Source organism: Streptomyces candidus, from assembly GCF_014207445.1.
Lineage (GTDB): Bacteria > Actinomycetota > Actinomycetes > Streptomycetales > Streptomycetaceae > Streptomyces > Streptomyces candidus.
Genome location: NZ_JACHEM010000002.1, coordinates 106,334 through 122,617 on the forward strand (window position 1 = coordinate 106,334; position 16,284 = coordinate 122,617).

Consider the following 16,284-nt stretch of genomic DNA (forward strand, 5'->3'; position numbering starts at 1 on the left):
CTCCGACGTCCTCACCGTCGTACTGCCGAAACGTCACGCCCCTCCTGCTCCGGGCCGGAGGTCAGCGCTTCCGGCAGCACGACGGTGAACTCGGCGCCTGCGGAAGCGCCGTCGCCCACCTGCACCGTCCCGCCCTGGCGCTCGGCCAGCCGCCGTACCAGCGCGAGTCCCAGCCCGCGCTTCCCGTGCGTGGGCAGCTCCTTCGTCGACCAGCCCTCCGTGAAGACCGACTCCCGCTGCGCGACGGGCACCCCCGGCCCGCTGTCCGTCACCCGCAGTACGACCTCGCGCCCCCGCGCGTACAGGGCGACCTCGACGAACGCGTCCGGTGAGCCGGCCGCTGCGTCCAGCGCGTTGTCCACCAGGTTGCCGACCGCGGTGACCAGCCCGCGCGGATCCACCAGCCGGTCGGGCAGCAGCGTCCCGTCCGCGAGCCGCAGTGCCACCGCGCGTTCCGCGGCGACGGTCGCCTTTCCGACCAGCAGTGCGGCCAGCAGCGGGTCGTGGATCCGCTGCGTGACCTCCTCGGCCGTCACCCGGTGGACCCCCGCGACCTCGGTGACGAAATCCGCCGCCTCCTCGTACATCTCCAGCTCGATCAGCCCGAGGAGGGTGTGCATCCGGTTCGCGTGCTCGTGGTCCTGGGCCCGCAGGGCGTCGATCAGACCACGCGTGGAGTCGAGTTCCCGCCCCAACTGTTCCAGCTCGGTGCGGTCGCGCAGCGTGGCCACGGCCCCGCCGTCGTCGGTCGGCATCCGGTTGGCGACCAGTACCCGGGGGCCCCGTACGGTCAGCAGGTCGTCCCCCGACACCCGGCCCGCCAGCACGTCGGCCGTACGTCCCTCACCCAGCACCTCGTCCAGCGGGCGGCCCGCGGCCTCGTTCCCGACGCCGAGCAGCCGCTGCGCCTCGTCGTTGATGAGCCGCACCCGGCCCTCGGCGTCCAGCGCCACCACGCCCTCCCGGATGCCGTGCAGCATGGCCTCGCGTTCCGCGAGCAGCGCCGCGATGTCGGAGAACGCCAGGTCGTGGACCTGGCGTTGCAGCCTGCGGGAGATGAGGTACGCGGCGAGCGCCCCCATGGCCAGTGCCCCGCCGGCGTAGGCGAGCAGCCCGGGTATCGCCGCGAGCAGCCGCCCGCGCACCGTCTCGTACTCGATCCCGACCGACACCGCACCGACGATCCGCCCGCGCGCGTCCCGCAGCGGAACCTTGCCGCGGGCGGACCGGCCGAGGGTGCCGCTGTCGATCTCCATCACCTCACGGCCGGCGAGAGCCCCGCTCGGATCGGTCGAGACGACCCGTCCGATCTGTCCGGTCGCGGTGTGCGACCACCTGACCCCGCGGCGGTCCATGATCACGACGTACTCGGCCCCGGTCGCCCGCCGGATCCGTTCGGCCTCGGCCTGCACGGGGCCGCCCGGCGCGGCGGGGGAACCGAGAAGGGTCTCCGCCACCTCGGGCGACGCGGTGGTCTGGGCGATGGCCAACGCCCGCCGCATCGCCTGATCGTCGAGCTGCGCGCCGAGCGGCGCGAGGAAGAGCCCGGTGGCGAGAACGGTGACGCCGGACGCGATCACCAGCTGGAGCAGAAGGAACCGGGAGACGACACGCTGGGGCCAGGGGATGCGCATGGGAGGGACGCTAGGGGACGGCGCCACCGGAGGAGCAGGCGGCCCACGAGGCGAGGGGCACAGGGGAAGGGGCGCAGGGCAGGGCCCGATGGCGACCTCGGGCGAAACGGGTTTTCCGTCGCGGTTGCCGGCAGCGGTCACGCGTCGGGAATGTCCGGTTTCGCGCGGAAGGTTGGTCGCACTTCCCCGGGCCCGGGGGAGAAGCGCCGATACGGCGGACGGTGCCTACGTTGTTCCGGAGTCCACCCGTGCCAGTCATCCGTACGGCAACCGTTCACCGCGTGCCGGGCCCGCGGAGAGGACGGCTGCCCGAGTCGCAGCAGAATCGGGCCGTCCGTCGCGGCACTGCGTTTACGATCGGCACCATGTCCAGGCAGCACATCCCCGTCGTCGTCCTCGCAGGGTTTCTGGGGTCGGGCAAGACGACCCTCCTCAACCACCTGCTCAAGCGGAGCCGCGGCACGCGTATCGGGGCGATCGTCAACGACTTCGGGGCGATCGAGATCGACGCGATGGCAGTGGCGGGGCAGCTCGGGGACAGCACCGTCTCGCTGGGGAACGGATGTCTGTGCTGTGCCGTGGACGCGAGTGAGCTGGACGTGTACCTGGAGAAGCTCGCGCAACCCGAGGCCGGCATCGACGTGATCGTCATCGAGGCGAGCGGGCTGGCCGAGCCGCAGGAACTGGTGCGAATGGTCCTCGCCAGCGAGAACCCACGGGTGGTGTACGGAGGGCTGGTCGAGGTCGTGGACGCCGCCGAGTTCGGGGCGACGCGGGAGCGGCATCCGGAGATCGCACGTCATGTGGCCGTCGCCGATCTGATCGTGCTCAACAAGGCCGACCGGGTGGCGACGGAGGATCTGGTACGGCTGCGGGCGGAGTTGGGCGCGCTCGGCGGAGGGACCGTGCTCTCCGCGGAGCATGGGCGGGTCGATCCCGAGGTGCTTTTCGACCGCAGGTCGGACGCGCAGCACCGGGAGCACGGCTGGCAGTTGAGCTTCGAGGACCTGCGGGCGGAGGTCGAGGGCGGGGACGAGGATCACGCCGCGCACCTGCACGCCGCCTACGAGAGCGTGGACTTCGTCTCCGGGGAGCCGATGGACCCGGGGCGGCTGATGACCTTTCTCGACGAGCGGCCCGAGGGGCTGTACCGGATCAAGGGGTACGTGGACTTCGGCGCGGCCGATGCGCGCAACCGGTACGGGGTGCACGCGGTGGGCCGGTTCCTGCGGTTCTACCCGGAGCCGTGGGGGAGCGGTGCGGAACGGCTCACGCAGCTCGTGCTCATCGGGGCGGGCGTCGACGGGGCGGCGCTCCGCGCCGGACTGGCGGGATGCGTCGGGGAGGTGGATGCCGGGCAGGACACCCCGGGCGAGCGGGCCATGTGGGGTGTCCTGCGCTACGTGCAGCAGCCGGAGGCAGAGGATCCGGAGGCCGAGGATCCGGCGGCAGCGGATCCAGAGGCGGAGGATCCGGAAACGGACGGCCCGGCTCGGTCCGGCGAGGACTGAGCCGGGCCGTGCGGGGTCAGACCGATCCCGCCAGCGCCGCCACCGGCTTCGTCAGCGGAACGCCCGAGCCGTCCCGGCGCGGGTCGGGGTCCGGCAGGTCGGCCGGGGTGCCGTTCTTCTGTGCGGCGCGCGCCGGAGCAGCACCCGCCCAGGCCAGCATCAGGGCGTCCTCGCCGCGCAGGAAACGCTGGCAGCGGACGCCGCCGGTCGCCCGGCCCTTGCGCGGGTACTGGTCGAACGGGGTGAGCTTCGCGGAGGACTCCGCGTCGCCCACGAGGGTGCCCTTCGAACCGGCGACCGTGAAGACCACCGCGTCCGTCGCCGGATCCACCGCGGTGAAGGAGATCACCTTGGCCCCGGCTGCCAGCTTGATGCCCGCCATGCCCCCGGCCGGACGGCCCTGCGGGCGTACCTGCGAGGCCTGGTAGCGCAGGAGCTGGGCGTCGTCGGTGATGAAGACGAGGTCCTCCTCCCCGGTGCGCAGTTCGGCCGCGCCGACGATCCGGTCACCGTCCTTCAGGGAGATGACCTCCAGTTCCTCCTTGTGGGACGGGTAGTCGGGAACGACCCGCTTCACCACACCCTGCTCGGTGCCGATCGCGAGGCCGGGGGAGGACTCGTCGAGGGTGGTGAGGCAGACGAGGGTCTCGTCCGCTTCGAGCGTGAGGAACTCGGCGACCGGGGCCCCGCCGGACAGGTTGGGCGCGGAGGCCGTGTCCGGGAGCTGGGGCAGGTCGATGACGGCGACGCGCAGCAGCCGTCCGGACGAGGTGACCGCGCCGATCTGCCCGCGGGCCGTCGCGGGCACGGCCGAGACGATCACGTCGTGCTTGGTGCGGCGCGCGTCGTCCAGGGCGAGGGGCTCCCCGTTGGGCGTACGGGCGAGCAGGCCCGTGGAGGAGAGCAGGACGCGGCACGGGTCGTCGGGCACTTCGAGGGGGACCGCGGCGATCGCGGAGGCGCCCGACTCCAGCAGGACCGTGCGCCGTTCGGTGCTGAACTTCTTGGCCACGGCGGCCAGCTCGGAGGAGACGAGCTTGCGCAGCTCGGCGTCCGAGTCCAGGATCCCGGTCAGCTCGTCGATCTCGCCGTTGAGCCGGTCGCGCTCCGACTCCAGCTCGATGCGGTCGAACTTGGTCAGCCGGCGCAGCGGGGTGTCCAGGATGTACTGCGTCTGGATCTCGCTCAGCCCGAAGCGCTCGATCAGCCGCTCCTTGGCCTGTGCCGAGTTCTCGCTGGAGCGGATGAGCCGGATGACCTCGTCGATGTCGATGAGGGCGACGAGCAGGCCCTCGACCAGGTGCAGCCGGTCCCGGCGCTTGGTGCGGCGGAACTCGCTGCGGCGGCGTACGACCTCGAAGCGGTGGTCGAGGTAGACCTCCAGGAGTTCCTTGAGGCCCAGGGTGAGGGGCTGACCGTCGACCAGGGCCACGTTGTTGATGCCGAAGGACTCCTCCATCGGCGTCAGCTTGTAGAGCTGTTCGAGGACCGCCTCCGGCACGAAACCGTTCTTGATCTCGATGACCAGGCGCAGGCCGTGCGAGCGGTCCGTGAGGTCCTTGACGTCCGCGATGCCCTGGATCTTCTTCGCCGAGACCAGGTCCTTGATCTTGGCGATCACCTTCTCCGGGCCCACCGTGAAGGGCAGTTCGGTGACCACCAGGCCCTTGCGGCGCGCCGTCACGTTCTCCACGGAGGCGGTGGCGCGGATCTTGAAGGTGCCGCGGCCCCTCTCGTACGCGTCCTTGATGCCGCCGAGACCGACGATCCGGCCGCCGGTCGGCAGGTCGGGACCGGGAACGAAACGCATCAGCGTCTCCAGGTCGGCGCCCGGGTGCTTGATCAGGTGGCGGGCCGCGGCGACGACCTCGCCCAGGTTGTGCGGAGGCATGTTGGTGGCCATGCCGACGGCGATGCCGGTGGCGCCGTTGACCAGCAGGTTCGGGTAGGCGGCCGGGAGCGCGACGGGCTCGCGCTCCTTGCCGTCGTAGTTCGGGTTGAAGTCGACCGTGTTCTCGTCGATCGACTCCGTCATCAGCGACGTCGCGTCGGCCATCCGGCACTCGGTGTAACGCATCGCGGCGGGCGGGTCGTCGTTGCCCAGCGATCCGAAGTTGCCGTGCCCGTCGACCAGCGGCAAGCGCATGGAGAACGGCTGCGCCATGCGCACCAGGGCGTCGTAGATGGACGCGTCGCCGTGCGGGTGCAGCTTTCCCATCACCTCGCCGACGACACGGGCGCACTTCACGTACCCGCGGTCGGGGCGCAGGCCCATCTCGTTCATCTGGTAGACGATGCGGCGGTGCACCGGTTTGAGGCCGTCCCGGGCGTCAGGGAGGGCGCGCGAGTAGATCACCGAGTACGCGTACTCGAGGAAGGAGCCCTGCATCTCGTCGACGACGTCGACGTCGAGGATCTTCTCCTCGAACGTCTCGTCCGGCGGCGGGGTCTTCGTGCTGCGGCGGGCCATCGCGGCTGCGGCTCCTTCTCGTTCTCTGGAATCGTGCTCGGGCAATCGTTCGCTGACCGGCAACTGGAGGTCAGGCACTGATGCGGACCATTGTGGACCGCCCCACCGACAACGCCGACCTCGGCCCGTCCGTAGCGGGTCGCGGGGCGTCCTGGGCGGGCGTCCCGCAGCACGTCCCCAAGAAGAGTGCACGGAACGGGAACTTCGCGGACCGTCGGTGCGCTTGCATACAGTGGCAGGACTCAACCGCAGGACTTGTCCAATACGCGATCGAAGGGACGTACATGCCCATGGGTCACACGGCCACAGCGCAGGCCGGCTCCGGCGGCCTGACAGCGACCGAGCACCGGCTTGCGAACGGTCTGAGGGTGATCCTCTCCGAGGACCACCTGACCCCGGTCGCCGCTGTCTGCCTCTGGTACGACGTCGGTTCGCGCCACGAAGTCAAGGGCCGTACGGGCCTGGCCCACCTCTTCGAGCACCTGATGTTCCAGGGCTCCGCCCAGGTGCACGGCAACGGGCACTTCGAGCTGGTGCAGGGGGCCGGCGGTTCGCTCAACGGCACCACCAGCTTCGAGCGCACCAACTACTTCGAGACGATGCCCGCGCACCAGCTGGAGCTGGCGCTGTGGCTGGAAGCCGACCGGATGGGCTCGCTGCTCACCGCGCTCGACGACGAGTCCATGGAGAACCAGCGCGACGTCGTCAAGAACGAGCGCCGCCAGCGTTACGACAACGTGCCCTACGGCACCGCGTTCGAGAAGCTCACCGCCCTCATGTACCCCGAGGGCCACCCCTACCACCACACCCCGATCGGCTCCATGGCCGACCTGGACGCCGCGACGCTGGAAGACGCCCGCGCCTTCTTCCGTACGTACTACGCGCCCAACAACGCGGTGCTCTCCGTGGTCGGCGACATCGACCCGGAGCAGACGCTGGCCTGGGTGGAGAAGTACTTCGGTTCCATCCCCGGCCACGACGGCAAGCAGCCGCCGCGCGACGGCTCACTGCCCGACGTCATCGGCGGAGAACTGCGCGAGGTCGTCGAGGAGGAGGTCCCGGCGCGCGCGCTGATGGCCGCCTACCGGCTCCCCAGTGACGGCACCCGCGAGGCGGACGCCGCGGACCTGGCGCTCACCGTCCTCGGCGGCGGCGAGTCCTCCCGGCTGCACAACCGGCTCGTACGGCGCGACCAGACCGCCGTGGCGGCCGGCTTCGGCCTGCTGCGCCTGGCCGGCGCGCCCTCGCTCGGCTGGCTGGACGTCAAGACGTCCGGCGGCGTCGAGGTCCCGCAGATCGAGGCGGCCGTCGACGAGGAGCTCGCGCGGTTCGCCGCCGAGGGCCCGACGGACGAGGAGATGGAGCGCGCCCAGGCCCAGTTGGAGCGCGAATGGCTGGACCGGCTGGGCACCGTCGCCGGCCGCGCCGACGAACTGTGCCGGTACGCCGTCCTGTTCGGCGACCCGCAGCTCGCGCTGACCGCCGTCGGCCGCGTACTGGAGATCACCGCGGAGGAGGTCCAGGCCGTCGCCAAGGCGCGCCTGCGCCCCGACAACCGGGCGGTTCTGGTGTACGAACCGCTCGCAGCCGCCGCAGACGCCGACGCGCAGGAAGACCAGCAGGAAGGGGCGGACCAGTGACGGACACCGCAGCCACGACCGGCCAGAACGCGGACGCGACCGGCAAGGCCGCCGGCGTGACCAGCGAGATGCAGTTCCACCCCCAGCCGCAGGCGGGCCCCGCCACCCCGTGGGCCTTCCCGGCCCCCGAGCGCGGTGCCCTGCCCAACGGGCTCACCGTGCTGCGCTGCCACCGCCCCGGCCAGCAGCTGGTGGCTGTCGAGATCTTCCTCGCCGCACCCCTGGAGGCCGAGCCGCAGAACCTCGACGGCGTCGCCACCATCATGTCGCGGGCCTTCACCGAGGGCACCGACAAGCACTCCGCCGAGGAGTTCGCCGCCGAGCTGGAGCGCTGCGGCGCCACCCTCGACGCGTTCGCCGACCACCCCGGCGTACGGGTCTCCCTGGAGGTCCCGGTCTCCCGGCTGCCCAAGGCCCTGGGCCTGCTGGCCGACGCCCTGCGCGCCCCGGCCTTCGCGGACGGCGAGATCGAGCGCCTCGTGCGCAACCGGCTCGACGAGATCCCGCACGAGGCCGCGAACCCGTCCCGGCGGGCCGCCAAGCAGCTGTCCAAGGAGCTGTTCCCGGCGTCCCTGCGGATGTCGCGCCCCCGCCAGGGCACCGAGGAGACGGTGAAGAACATCGACTCCGCCGCCGTGCGCGCCTTCTACGAGGCGCACGTCCGCCCGGCCACCGCCACCGCGGTCGTCGTCGGCGACCTGGACGGCACCGACCTGGACGCCGTCCTGGCCGACACCCTGGGGGAGTGGACCGGCAACACGGCCGAGCCGCGCCCGATGACGCCGATCACGGCCGACGACACCGGCCGCGTGGTCATCGTCGACCGTCCCGGCGCCGTACAGACGCAGCTGCTCATCGGCCGCATCGGCGCCGACCGGCACGACCGCCTCTGGCCCGCCCAGGTCCTCGGCACGTACTGCCTGGGCGGCACCCTCACCTCCCGGCTGGACCGCGTCCTGCGCGAGGAGAAGGGCTACACCTACGGGGTGCGCGCCTTCGGCCAGGTGCTCCGTTCCGCGGCGGACGGCACCGGCGCGGCCATGCTGGCCATCAGCGGCTCGGTGGACACGGAGTCGACCGGGCCCGCCCTGGACGACCTGTGGAAGGTCCTCCGGACGCTCGCGGCCGAGGGCCTGACCGACGCGGAGCGGGACGTGGCGGTGCAGAACCTGGTGGGCGTCGCCCCGCTCAAGTACGAGACGGCCTCCGCCGTCGCGGGCACCCTGGCCGACCAGGTCGAGCAGCAGCTGCCCGACGACTTCCAGGCCCAGCTCTACGCGAAGCTCGCGCAGACCGGCACCGTGGAGGCCACCGCGGCCGTCGTGAACGCCTTCCCGGTGGACAGGCTGGTCACGGTCCTGGTCGGTGACGCCTCGCAGATCGCCGAACCCGTGCGCGCACTGAACATCGGCGAGGTCACGGTCGTTACCGGCTGACGACCGTACGGCACCGGCTGACCGATCAAAGGTCAGATGCAGAACCGGCACAAAGCATGACAAGCAGGACCCCGGCGTCGAGCAAGTCGCCGGGGTCCTCCCTTATGTCCGTTTTATTGGAGAGGTTGCCTGTCTGGCGTGTGGGCTCCGTTACAAAAACGGCCGTGTGTTTGGAGATCGGAAGAACTGCCGCTTAGCGTCGGTCCGGCTGTCCGTCAGCTTGCGCCGCAACCGCGGCACCGGGCAGCCATCGCCGAGTCCCCGTCAGGCGCGAGCCTGGGGAGCCGGGGACCCACTCAGTCCCTGGGGTGAATCGGACGCCATCGCCCTTCGCGGGCCGGTGGGGCCCGTAGGAGACCTTCCTGCTCCGAACCCGTCAGCTAACCCGGTAGGCGAGAAGGAAGGAAAGGAAACAGCCACTTCATGGCGTTCACCCGTGCCGCCGGGAAGCACCGGCGTCCCTCCGCCCTGTCGCGTCGCAGCGCGAACATCGCCGGAGTCGCTGCCCTCACCACGACCGGCGTCATCGGAACGCTGGCCCCGCAGGCCTTCGCCGCGGACCAGGATCTGGCCGCCGAGGAAACCGGCAGCATCCGCGCCGTCGTCATGGAGGACTCCGTGACGGAGACCCTCGCCGAGCGCGTCGAGGCCCAGGCCACCGCCCAGCGCGAGGCCTACGAGAAGGCGGAGGCCCAGCGGAAGGCCGAAGAGGCACGCAAGGCGGAGATCAAGCGCAAGGCGGAGGCCAAGGTCCGCCAGGAGCGCGAGGAGCGCGCGCGTGCCGCCCGCGAGGCCGAGCGCAAGCGCCTCAACGCCTACCGCCTGCCGGTCGCCGGCTCGTACGTCTCCACCGGCTACAAGGCCGGAGGCGCCATGTGGTCCTCCGGCAGCCACTCCGGCGTCGACTTCCACGCCTCCTCCGGCAGCTCCGTGGTGGCGGTCGGCTCGGGCACGGTCGTCGAGGCCGGCTGGGGCGGCGCGTACGGAAACAACGTCGTGATCAGGATGAACGACGGCTCGTACACGCAGTACGGCCACCTCGCCTCGATCGGCGTCTCCGTCGGCCAGTCCGTCACCCCCGGCCAGCAGATAGGCCTCTCCGGCTCCACCGGCAACTCCTCCGGCCCGCACCTGCACTTCGAGGCCCGCACCTCCGCCGAGTACGGCTCGGACATCGACCCGGTGGCGTACCTGCGCAGCCACGGCGTCAGCGTCTGACCGCGCCCGTAGCTCCACACCGCCTCACGGAGATGCCCCGGCTCGTACGAGCCGGGGCATCTCCGTGTTCTCCGGCAAGCGCTGCCGCAGCGGAGCCGCGGCACCAGCGGCACGAACGGGCCCAGGAACTCCGTCGAGCATGCCGGGAGAACGTAGACAGCCGCGGGAATGCCGGGGAACGCAGAAAGCCGCGACCCCCGCAGCCGGGGATCGCGACTTCTGCACGGGACTTCGCCCGTACGGGTCAGACGGTCTCGGGGAGCTCGTCCAGGCCCTCGGCGACGAGCTTCGCCAGACGGTCCAGCGCGGCGTCCGCACCCTCGGCCTCGGACGCGAGCACGACCTCCTCGCCGCCCTGCGCGCCCAGGCCCAGCAGCGCCAGCATCGACGCGGCGTTGACCGGGTTGCCGCCCGCCTTGGCGATGGTGACGGGGACGCCCGTGGCCGTGACGGCGCGGACGAAGATGGAGGCGGGGCGGGCGTGCAGGCCCTCGGCCCAACCGACGGTGACGCGGCGCTCAACCATGGTGTAGCCCTTCGTGTTCATGCTTGGTTGTCTAGACCAGTCTCTCATGTGGTGCGGGCTGCTCTGCCCGGCGGAAGTGCCCGCCGGAAGTGCCCGTTCCGGATGCCGTGGCACCGGGACCAGGACCAGACTGCCCCGCCCCCCGGACGCCCGCGAGTCGTAGGCTGCTCCCCATGGCCATGGCTGCGGACGATGCGGATCAGGTGAAGCAGGACCCCGAGCACGCGTACCCCGACCACTGGGAGGCCGATGTCGTGCTGCGCGACGGTGGCACCGCGCGCATCCGGCCCATCACCACCGAGGACGCCGAGCGGCTCGTCAGCTTCTACGAGCAGGTCTCCGACGAATCGAAGTACTACCGCTTCTTCGCGCCCTACCCCCGCCTCTCCGCCAAGGACGTCCGCCGCTTCACCCACCACGACTTCGTCGACCGGGTCGGCCTCGCGGTCACCGTCGGCGGGGAGTTCATCGCGACCGTCCGCTACGACCGCATCGACGCCGACGGAATGCCCGCCTCCGGCCCCTCGGCGGACCAGGCCGAGGTCGCCTTCCTCGTCCAGGACGCCCACCAGGGGCGCGGCGTGGCCTCCGCGCTCCTCGAACACATCGGAGCGGTCGCCCGCGAACGCGGCATCCGCCGCTTCGTCGCCGAGGTGCTGCCCGCCAACTCCAAGATGATCAAAGTCTTCACGGACGCCGGGTACCAGCAGAAGCGCTCCTTCGAGGACGGGGTCGTCCGCCTCGAATTCGACCTGGAACCCACCGACCGCTCGCTCGCCGTGCAGCGCGCCCGCGAGCACCGCGCCGAGGCGCGCTCCGTGCAACGGCTGCTCACCCCCCGCTCCGTGGCCGTCGTCGGCGCGGGACGCAGCCCGGACTCCGTGGGCCGGACCGTCCTGCGCAACCTCCTCGCCGGCGGGTTCACCGGCCGGGTGCACGCCGTGAACGCGGCCCTCCCCCCGGACGTCACCGAACTCGACGGCGTCCCCGCGCACCGCTCCGTCACGGAGATCGGCGAGAGCGTCGACCTCGCGCTCGTCGTCGTACCGGCGGAGAAGGTTCCGCACGTGGTCACGGACTGCGGTGAGAGCGGCGTGCAGGGGATGGTCGTACTGGCCGCCGGGTACGCCGAGAGCGGTGCCAGGGGCCGGGAACGGCAGCGGGAACTGGTACGCCACGCCCGCTCGTACGGCATGCGGATCATCGGGCCCAACGCCTTCGGCATCATCAACACCTCCGACCTCGTGCGTCTCAACGCGTCCCTCGCGCCGCACTCACCGGAACGCGGCCGGATCGGACTGTTCGCCCAGTCGGGCGCGATCGGCATCGCCCTGCTCGCCGGACTGCACCGGCGCGGTGCGGGCGTCTCCTCCTTCATCTCCGCCGGAAACCGCGCCGACGTCTCCGGGAACGACTTCCTCCAGTACTGCTACGAGGACCCCGACACCGACGCGGTACTGCTCTACCTCGAATCCATCGGCAACCCGCGCAAGTTCACCCGCCTCGCCCGGCGTACGGCGGCCGTGAAGCCGGTCGTGGTCGTCAAGGGGGCCCGTCACAGCGGGAGTACACCGCCGGGGCACGCCGTACCGGTGGCACGCATTCCGGACGCGACGGTCTCCGCACTGTTCCGTCAGGCCGGCGTCGTACGCGTCGACACCGTCACCGAACTCGTCGACGCCGGGCTCATGCTGACCGGCCAGCCGCTGCCGCGCGGTCCGCGCACCGCGATCCTCGGCAACTCCGAGTCCCTGGGCCTGCTGACGTACGACGCCTGCCTGGCGGAAGGACTCCGTCCGCTGCCGCCCGTCGACCTGACGACGGGCGCGAGCCCGTCCGACTTCCGCGAGTCCTTGGCCGCCGCGCTCGCGGACCCGGGGTGCGACGCGGTCGTCGTCACGGCGATCCCGTGGGTGGGAGAGGGCGGAGCGAGGGAGTCCGGCGACGGCGAGGTGCTGGCGGCGGCCCTGCGCGATGCGGCTGCCACGTCCCCGGCGAAGCCGGTTTCGGTGGTGCAGGTGGAGATGGGCGAGCTGGCGCAGGCCCTGGCCGCCGCGACGAGCACCGGCCCCGGCAGGACCCAGGCCGCCGCGACCTCCGCCGCGACCTCCGACGACACGCCGAGGCCGGGAACCCCGCCGGCCGCCATGTCCCCTGCTTCCCCGAAGCCGGAGACCTCCTCCCCTATGGCCGCATCCGCTATGGCCGCATCCGCCCCGACGACGCCTCCCGACACGGATACCGCCCCCGCCCCCGGGCCGCCCCCGTACCGCCGCATCCCCGCCTATCCCGCCGCCGAGCGCGCCGTCCGGGCGCTCGCCGAGGCGGTCCGGTACGCGCGGTGGCGGCGGGAGGCCGCCGAGCCCGGCAGGGTGCCCGAGTACGAGGACATCGACGAGAGCGGAGCCGCCGCCCGGATCGAGGAGCTGCTCGCCGCGGACTCCGACCCGCGCGGCCTGCCGCTGAAGGCGGACGCCACACGTGAGCTGCTCGGACGGTACGGAATCGTCGTACGGGACGCCCTGCCCGCGCCCGGCCCGGACGCGGCGGTGGCCGCCGCCGCCCGCCTCGGCTACCCCGTCGCCCTCAAAACCACCGCCCCGCACCTCCGGCACCGTCCCGATCTGGGCGCCGTACGCCTCGACCTCGCCGACGAGGACGACCTGCGGCGTGCGTACGGCGAGCTGACCGAGGCGCTCGGCAGGCCCGAGGAGCTGTCCCTCGTCGTGCAGGCCATGGCTCCGCGCGGTGTCGACACCGTCGTACGGGCGAGCGTCGACCCGGCGGCCGGCCCGGTCCTGTCGTTCGGGCTGGCGGGGGCCGCCTCCGAACTGCTGGGGGACGTCGCGCACCGCCTCGTACCCGCCACCGACAGGGACGCGGCCGAGCTGATCCGGTCGATCCGGACCGCCCCGCTGCTGTTCGGCTGGAGGGGAAGCGCGCCCGTGGACACCGCCGCCCTGGAGGAACTGCTGCTGAGGGTGTCGCGGCTGGTAGACGACCATCCCGAGGTGGTCGGAGTCGCCCTGGAACCCGTGGTCGTGGCCCCGGAGGGGCTGTCCGTACTGGGCGCCACGGTCCGGCTGGCACCCCCGGTCGCACGGGAGGACCTCGGCCCGCGCCGTCTCCCGAGCTACTGAGCCCCGCGGAACACCGGTCCCCGCACGGCCCGCGATGCGCCGGGCCCGGGGGCCGCCTGCGCAGGCCGGGGAGCGATCGGGCGTGCTCCACGCCCCCGCGAGCCCGAGGGTGTACGGGCCCGTTCCCGCCCGCAGTGCCTCCCGGGGGCGGGTCCCGCTCTCTCGCCCCGTAGCTCCAGGGTCATCCGCCCCTCAAGGCCCCGTAGGATAGAACGCATGGCGAAGACCGGTACGACGACCCAGGGGCTGCGCGCAGCGATCGAGCGCAGCGGCTACTACCCGGCTCTTGTGGCCGAAGCGGTGGAGGCCGCTGTCGGCGCGGAGCCCGTCTCCTCGTACCTCGTGCACCAGGAGACGACTTTCGACTCGAACGAGGTCCGCCGTCACGTCACCGTCCTGGTTCTCACCGGCACGCGCTTCATCGTCAGCCACACCGACGAGCAGAACGCCGACACCAGCTCCCCGACGCCGTACGCGACGACCTCCACCGAGTCGGTGAAGATCGGCCGCATCTCGTCCGTCGTGGTCAGCCGCGTCGTCGCCAACCCGGAGAAGTACGTGCCCGGCACGCTGCCCCGCGAGGTCGTCCTCACCATCGGCTGGGGCGCCGTCGCCCGGCTCGACCTGGAGCCCGCCGCCTGCGGCGACCCGAACTGCGACGCCGACCACGGCTACACCGGCAACTCGACGGCCGACGACCTCAGCCTCCGCGTGAGCGAGGCCGGCGACGGCCCGGACACGGTCAAGCAGACCCTGGTGTTCGCCCAGGCGCTGTCCGAGGCGACCGCCGCCACCGGCTCCTCCGCCCGCTGATGGCGCTGCCCGCCGCCTGGCAGGACCCCGTTCCCCTCGCACTCGACACGGCACCGGTCCCGGAGTACGGCTCCGGCTCCCTCGCGGACCTGCTGCCCACCCTGGCGGCGGGCATGGAAGTGCCCGGCATGCCGTCCTCGCTCGGCGAGTTGACGCCCGCCGACCGGAACTGCGTGTTCCTGATCGATGGTCTCGGCTGGGAGCAGATCAAGGCGCACCCGGACGAAGCCCCGTACCTGCACTCCCTCCTCGGCACCTCCCGCGGCGGCACCGGACGCCCGCTCACCGCGGGTTTCCCCTCCACCACCGCGACCTCGCTCGCCTCCGTCGGTACCGGCCTGACCCCCGGCGTGCACGGTCTTACCGGGTACACCGTCCGCAACCCCGACACCGGCGCTCTGATGAACCAGCTGCGCTGGCGCCCCTGGGCCGACCCGCACGTCTGGCAGCCGTACCCCACGGTGTTCCAGCTCGCGGACGCGGCCGGAGTGCACACCGCGCAGGTGTCGTCCCCCGACTTCCAGCACACCCCGCTGACCAAGATCGCGCTGAGCGGCGGCACCTTCCAGGGCCGCCTCACCGGCGAGGACCGGATGGACCTCGCCGCCCAGCACCTCGCGGCGGGCGACCGCTCGCTCGTCTACACGTACTACAGCGAGGTCGACGGCAAGGGGCACGGCTTCGGCGTCGACTCCGACGCCTGGCGCGGCCAGCTGATGTACGTCGACCGCCTCGCCCAGCGCCTCGCGGAACAGCTCCCGCCGCGCAGCGCCCTGTACATCACCGCCGACCACGGCATGATCGACATCCCCTTCGGCGAGGAGTCGCGCATCGACTTCGACGAGGACTGGGAGCTGAGTGCGGGCGTCGCCCTGCTCGGCGGCGAGGGCCGCGCCCGCCACGTGTACGCGGTCCCGGGAGCCTCCGCGGACGTCCTGGCGGTATGGCGCGAGGTGCTCGGCGAACAGTTCTGGGTGGCGAGCCGCGACGAGGCGGTCGCGCTCGGCTGGTTCGGCCCGCACATCGACGAGCGCGTTTACGGCCGGATCGGCGACGTCGTCGCGGCCGCCCACGCGGACGTGGTGATCACCGCCTCCCGCAACGAGCCGGGCGAGTCCTCGATGGTCGGCATGCACGGCTCGATGACGCCGGTCGAGCAGCATGTTCCGCTCCTCGAAGTACGCTCGTAGCACCCCTTCCCGCCCTTCCATGCCCGAAAGGCTCAACTCCTCATGTCCGAGCTGGTCTTCTTCTCCGGAACGATGGACTGCGGGAAGTCGACCCTGGCACTCCAGATCGTCCACAACCGTTCCGCGCGCGGGCTCCAGGGGCTGATCTTCACCCGGGACGACCGGGCGGGCCAGGGCAAGCTCTCCTCGCGGCTGGGCCTGGTGACGGAAGCGGTCGAGGCAGCACCCGGCATGGAGCTGTACGGGTACGTGGTCGACCAGCTGTCGCGCGGCAGCCGGGTCGACTACGTGATCGTGGACGAGGCCCAGTTCCTGGCCCCGGAGCAGATCGACCAGCTCGCCCGGGTGGTGGACGACCTCGACCTGGACGTCTTCGCCTTCGGTATCACCACCGACTTCCGCACCCGGCTGTTTCCCGGCTCGCAGCGGCTGATCGAACTCGCCGACCGGCTGGAGACCCTTCAGGTCGAGGCGATGTGCTGGTGCGGCGCGCGGGCCACGCACAACGCCCGTACGGTCGGCGGCGAGATGGTCGTCGAGGGCGAGCAGGTCGTGGTCGGGGACGTCGCCCGGCCCGCGGTGGAGGTCGGTTACGAGGTGCTGTGCCGCCGGCACCACCGCAGGCGGATGACGAGTGCGTCGGCGCAGACCGGAGTGCTGTCGCCGGACGTGCTGCCGGTCAGCGCCAGCTGAGCCGCTTCCCGGC

At 71.9% G+C, this 16,284-nt stretch carries 11 protein-coding genes and 1 riboswitch; of the genes, 8 read left to right on the forward strand and 3 right to left on the reverse strand.

Features of this window, described 5'->3' with window-relative positions:
- Positions 1 to 11: 11 nt before the first annotated feature.
- The gene (locus HNQ79_RS03510; protein ID WP_185026758.1) at positions 12 to 1,634 is read right to left on the reverse strand and encodes an ATP-binding protein; all 1,623 of its coding nucleotides are present in this window, start codon (positions 1,632 to 1,634) and stop codon (positions 12 to 14) included.
- 365 nt (positions 1,635 to 1,999) lie between these two features.
- Here HNQ79_RS03510 and HNQ79_RS03515 point away from each other — a divergent pair, with 365 nt between their 5' ends.
- The gene (locus HNQ79_RS03515) at positions 2,000 to 3,145 is read left to right on the forward strand and encodes a CobW family GTP-binding protein (protein WP_185026760.1); all 1,146 of its coding nucleotides are present in this window, start codon (positions 2,000 to 2,002) and stop codon (positions 3,143 to 3,145) included.
- Between the two features lie 16 nt (positions 3,146 to 3,161).
- Here the strand turns inward: HNQ79_RS03515 and HNQ79_RS03520 are convergent, their stop codons facing one another.
- Positions 3,162 to 5,615 (reverse strand): DNA gyrase/topoisomerase IV subunit A, encoded by a 2,454-nt coding sequence (locus tag HNQ79_RS03520; protein ID WP_185026762.1) that lies wholly within the window; start codon positions 5,613 to 5,615, stop codon positions 3,162 to 3,164.
- Between the two features lie 284 nt (positions 5,616 to 5,899).
- On the opposite strand from HNQ79_RS03520, the gene HNQ79_RS03525 reads away from it, so the two are divergent.
- From HNQ79_RS03525 to HNQ79_RS03535, 3 genes are all read left to right on the forward strand, one after another.
- Entirely contained in the window at positions 5,900 to 7,255 is a 1,356-nt protein-coding gene (locus HNQ79_RS03525) for a M16 family metallopeptidase (protein WP_185026764.1), read from the forward strand.
- Between the two features lie 68 nt (positions 7,256 to 7,323).
- Positions 7,324 to 8,691 (forward strand): M16 family metallopeptidase, encoded by a 1,368-nt coding sequence (locus HNQ79_RS03530; protein WP_185027589.1) that lies wholly within the window; start codon positions 7,324 to 7,326, stop codon positions 8,689 to 8,691.
- 241 nt (positions 8,692 to 8,932) lie between these two features.
- A riboswitch (cyclic di-AMP (ydaO/yuaA leader) is annotated at positions 8,933 to 9,100 on the forward strand.
- 14 nt (positions 9,101 to 9,114) lie between these two features.
- Positions 9,115 to 9,909 carry a M23 family metallopeptidase gene (locus HNQ79_RS03535; RefSeq protein WP_185026766.1) on the forward strand — a complete coding sequence of 265 codons (795 nt, stop codon included), beginning with the start codon at positions 9,115 to 9,117 and terminating at the stop codon, positions 9,907 to 9,909.
- Positions 9,910 to 10,153: 244 nt separating this feature from the next.
- Here HNQ79_RS03535 and HNQ79_RS03540 read toward each other — a convergent pair whose 3' ends face one another.
- Entirely contained in the window at positions 10,154 to 10,435 is a 282-nt protein-coding gene (locus tag HNQ79_RS03540; RefSeq protein WP_185027591.1) for an HPr family phosphocarrier protein, read from the reverse strand.
- 173 nt (positions 10,436 to 10,608) lie between these two features.
- On the opposite strand from HNQ79_RS03540, the gene HNQ79_RS03545 reads away from it, so the two are divergent.
- The 4 genes from HNQ79_RS03545 to HNQ79_RS03560 all read left to right on the forward strand — a co-directional run bounded on the left by HNQ79_RS03545 (position 10,609) and on the right by HNQ79_RS03560 (position 16,271).
- The gene (locus tag HNQ79_RS03545) at positions 10,609 to 13,575 is read left to right on the forward strand and encodes a bifunctional acetate--CoA ligase family protein/GNAT family N-acetyltransferase (protein WP_185026768.1); all 2,967 of its coding nucleotides are present in this window, start codon (positions 10,609 to 10,611) and stop codon (positions 13,573 to 13,575) included.
- A gap of 216 nt (positions 13,576 to 13,791) precedes the next feature.
- Positions 13,792 to 14,388 (forward strand): DUF5998 family protein, encoded by a 597-nt coding sequence (locus HNQ79_RS03550; RefSeq protein ID WP_185026771.1) that lies wholly within the window; start codon positions 13,792 to 13,794, stop codon positions 14,386 to 14,388.
- Positions 14,388 to 15,578: an alkaline phosphatase family protein gene (locus HNQ79_RS03555; protein ID WP_185026772.1), complete on the forward strand. Its 1,191-nt coding sequence runs from the start codon at positions 14,388 to 14,390 to the stop codon at positions 15,576 to 15,578. The genes HNQ79_RS03550 and HNQ79_RS03555 overlap by 1 nt, the downstream gene beginning before the upstream one ends.
- 42 nt (positions 15,579 to 15,620) lie before the next feature.
- Entirely contained in the window at positions 15,621 to 16,271 is a 651-nt protein-coding gene (locus HNQ79_RS03560) for a thymidine kinase (protein ID WP_185026774.1), read from the forward strand.
- Positions 16,272 to 16,284: the final 13 nt, after the last annotated feature.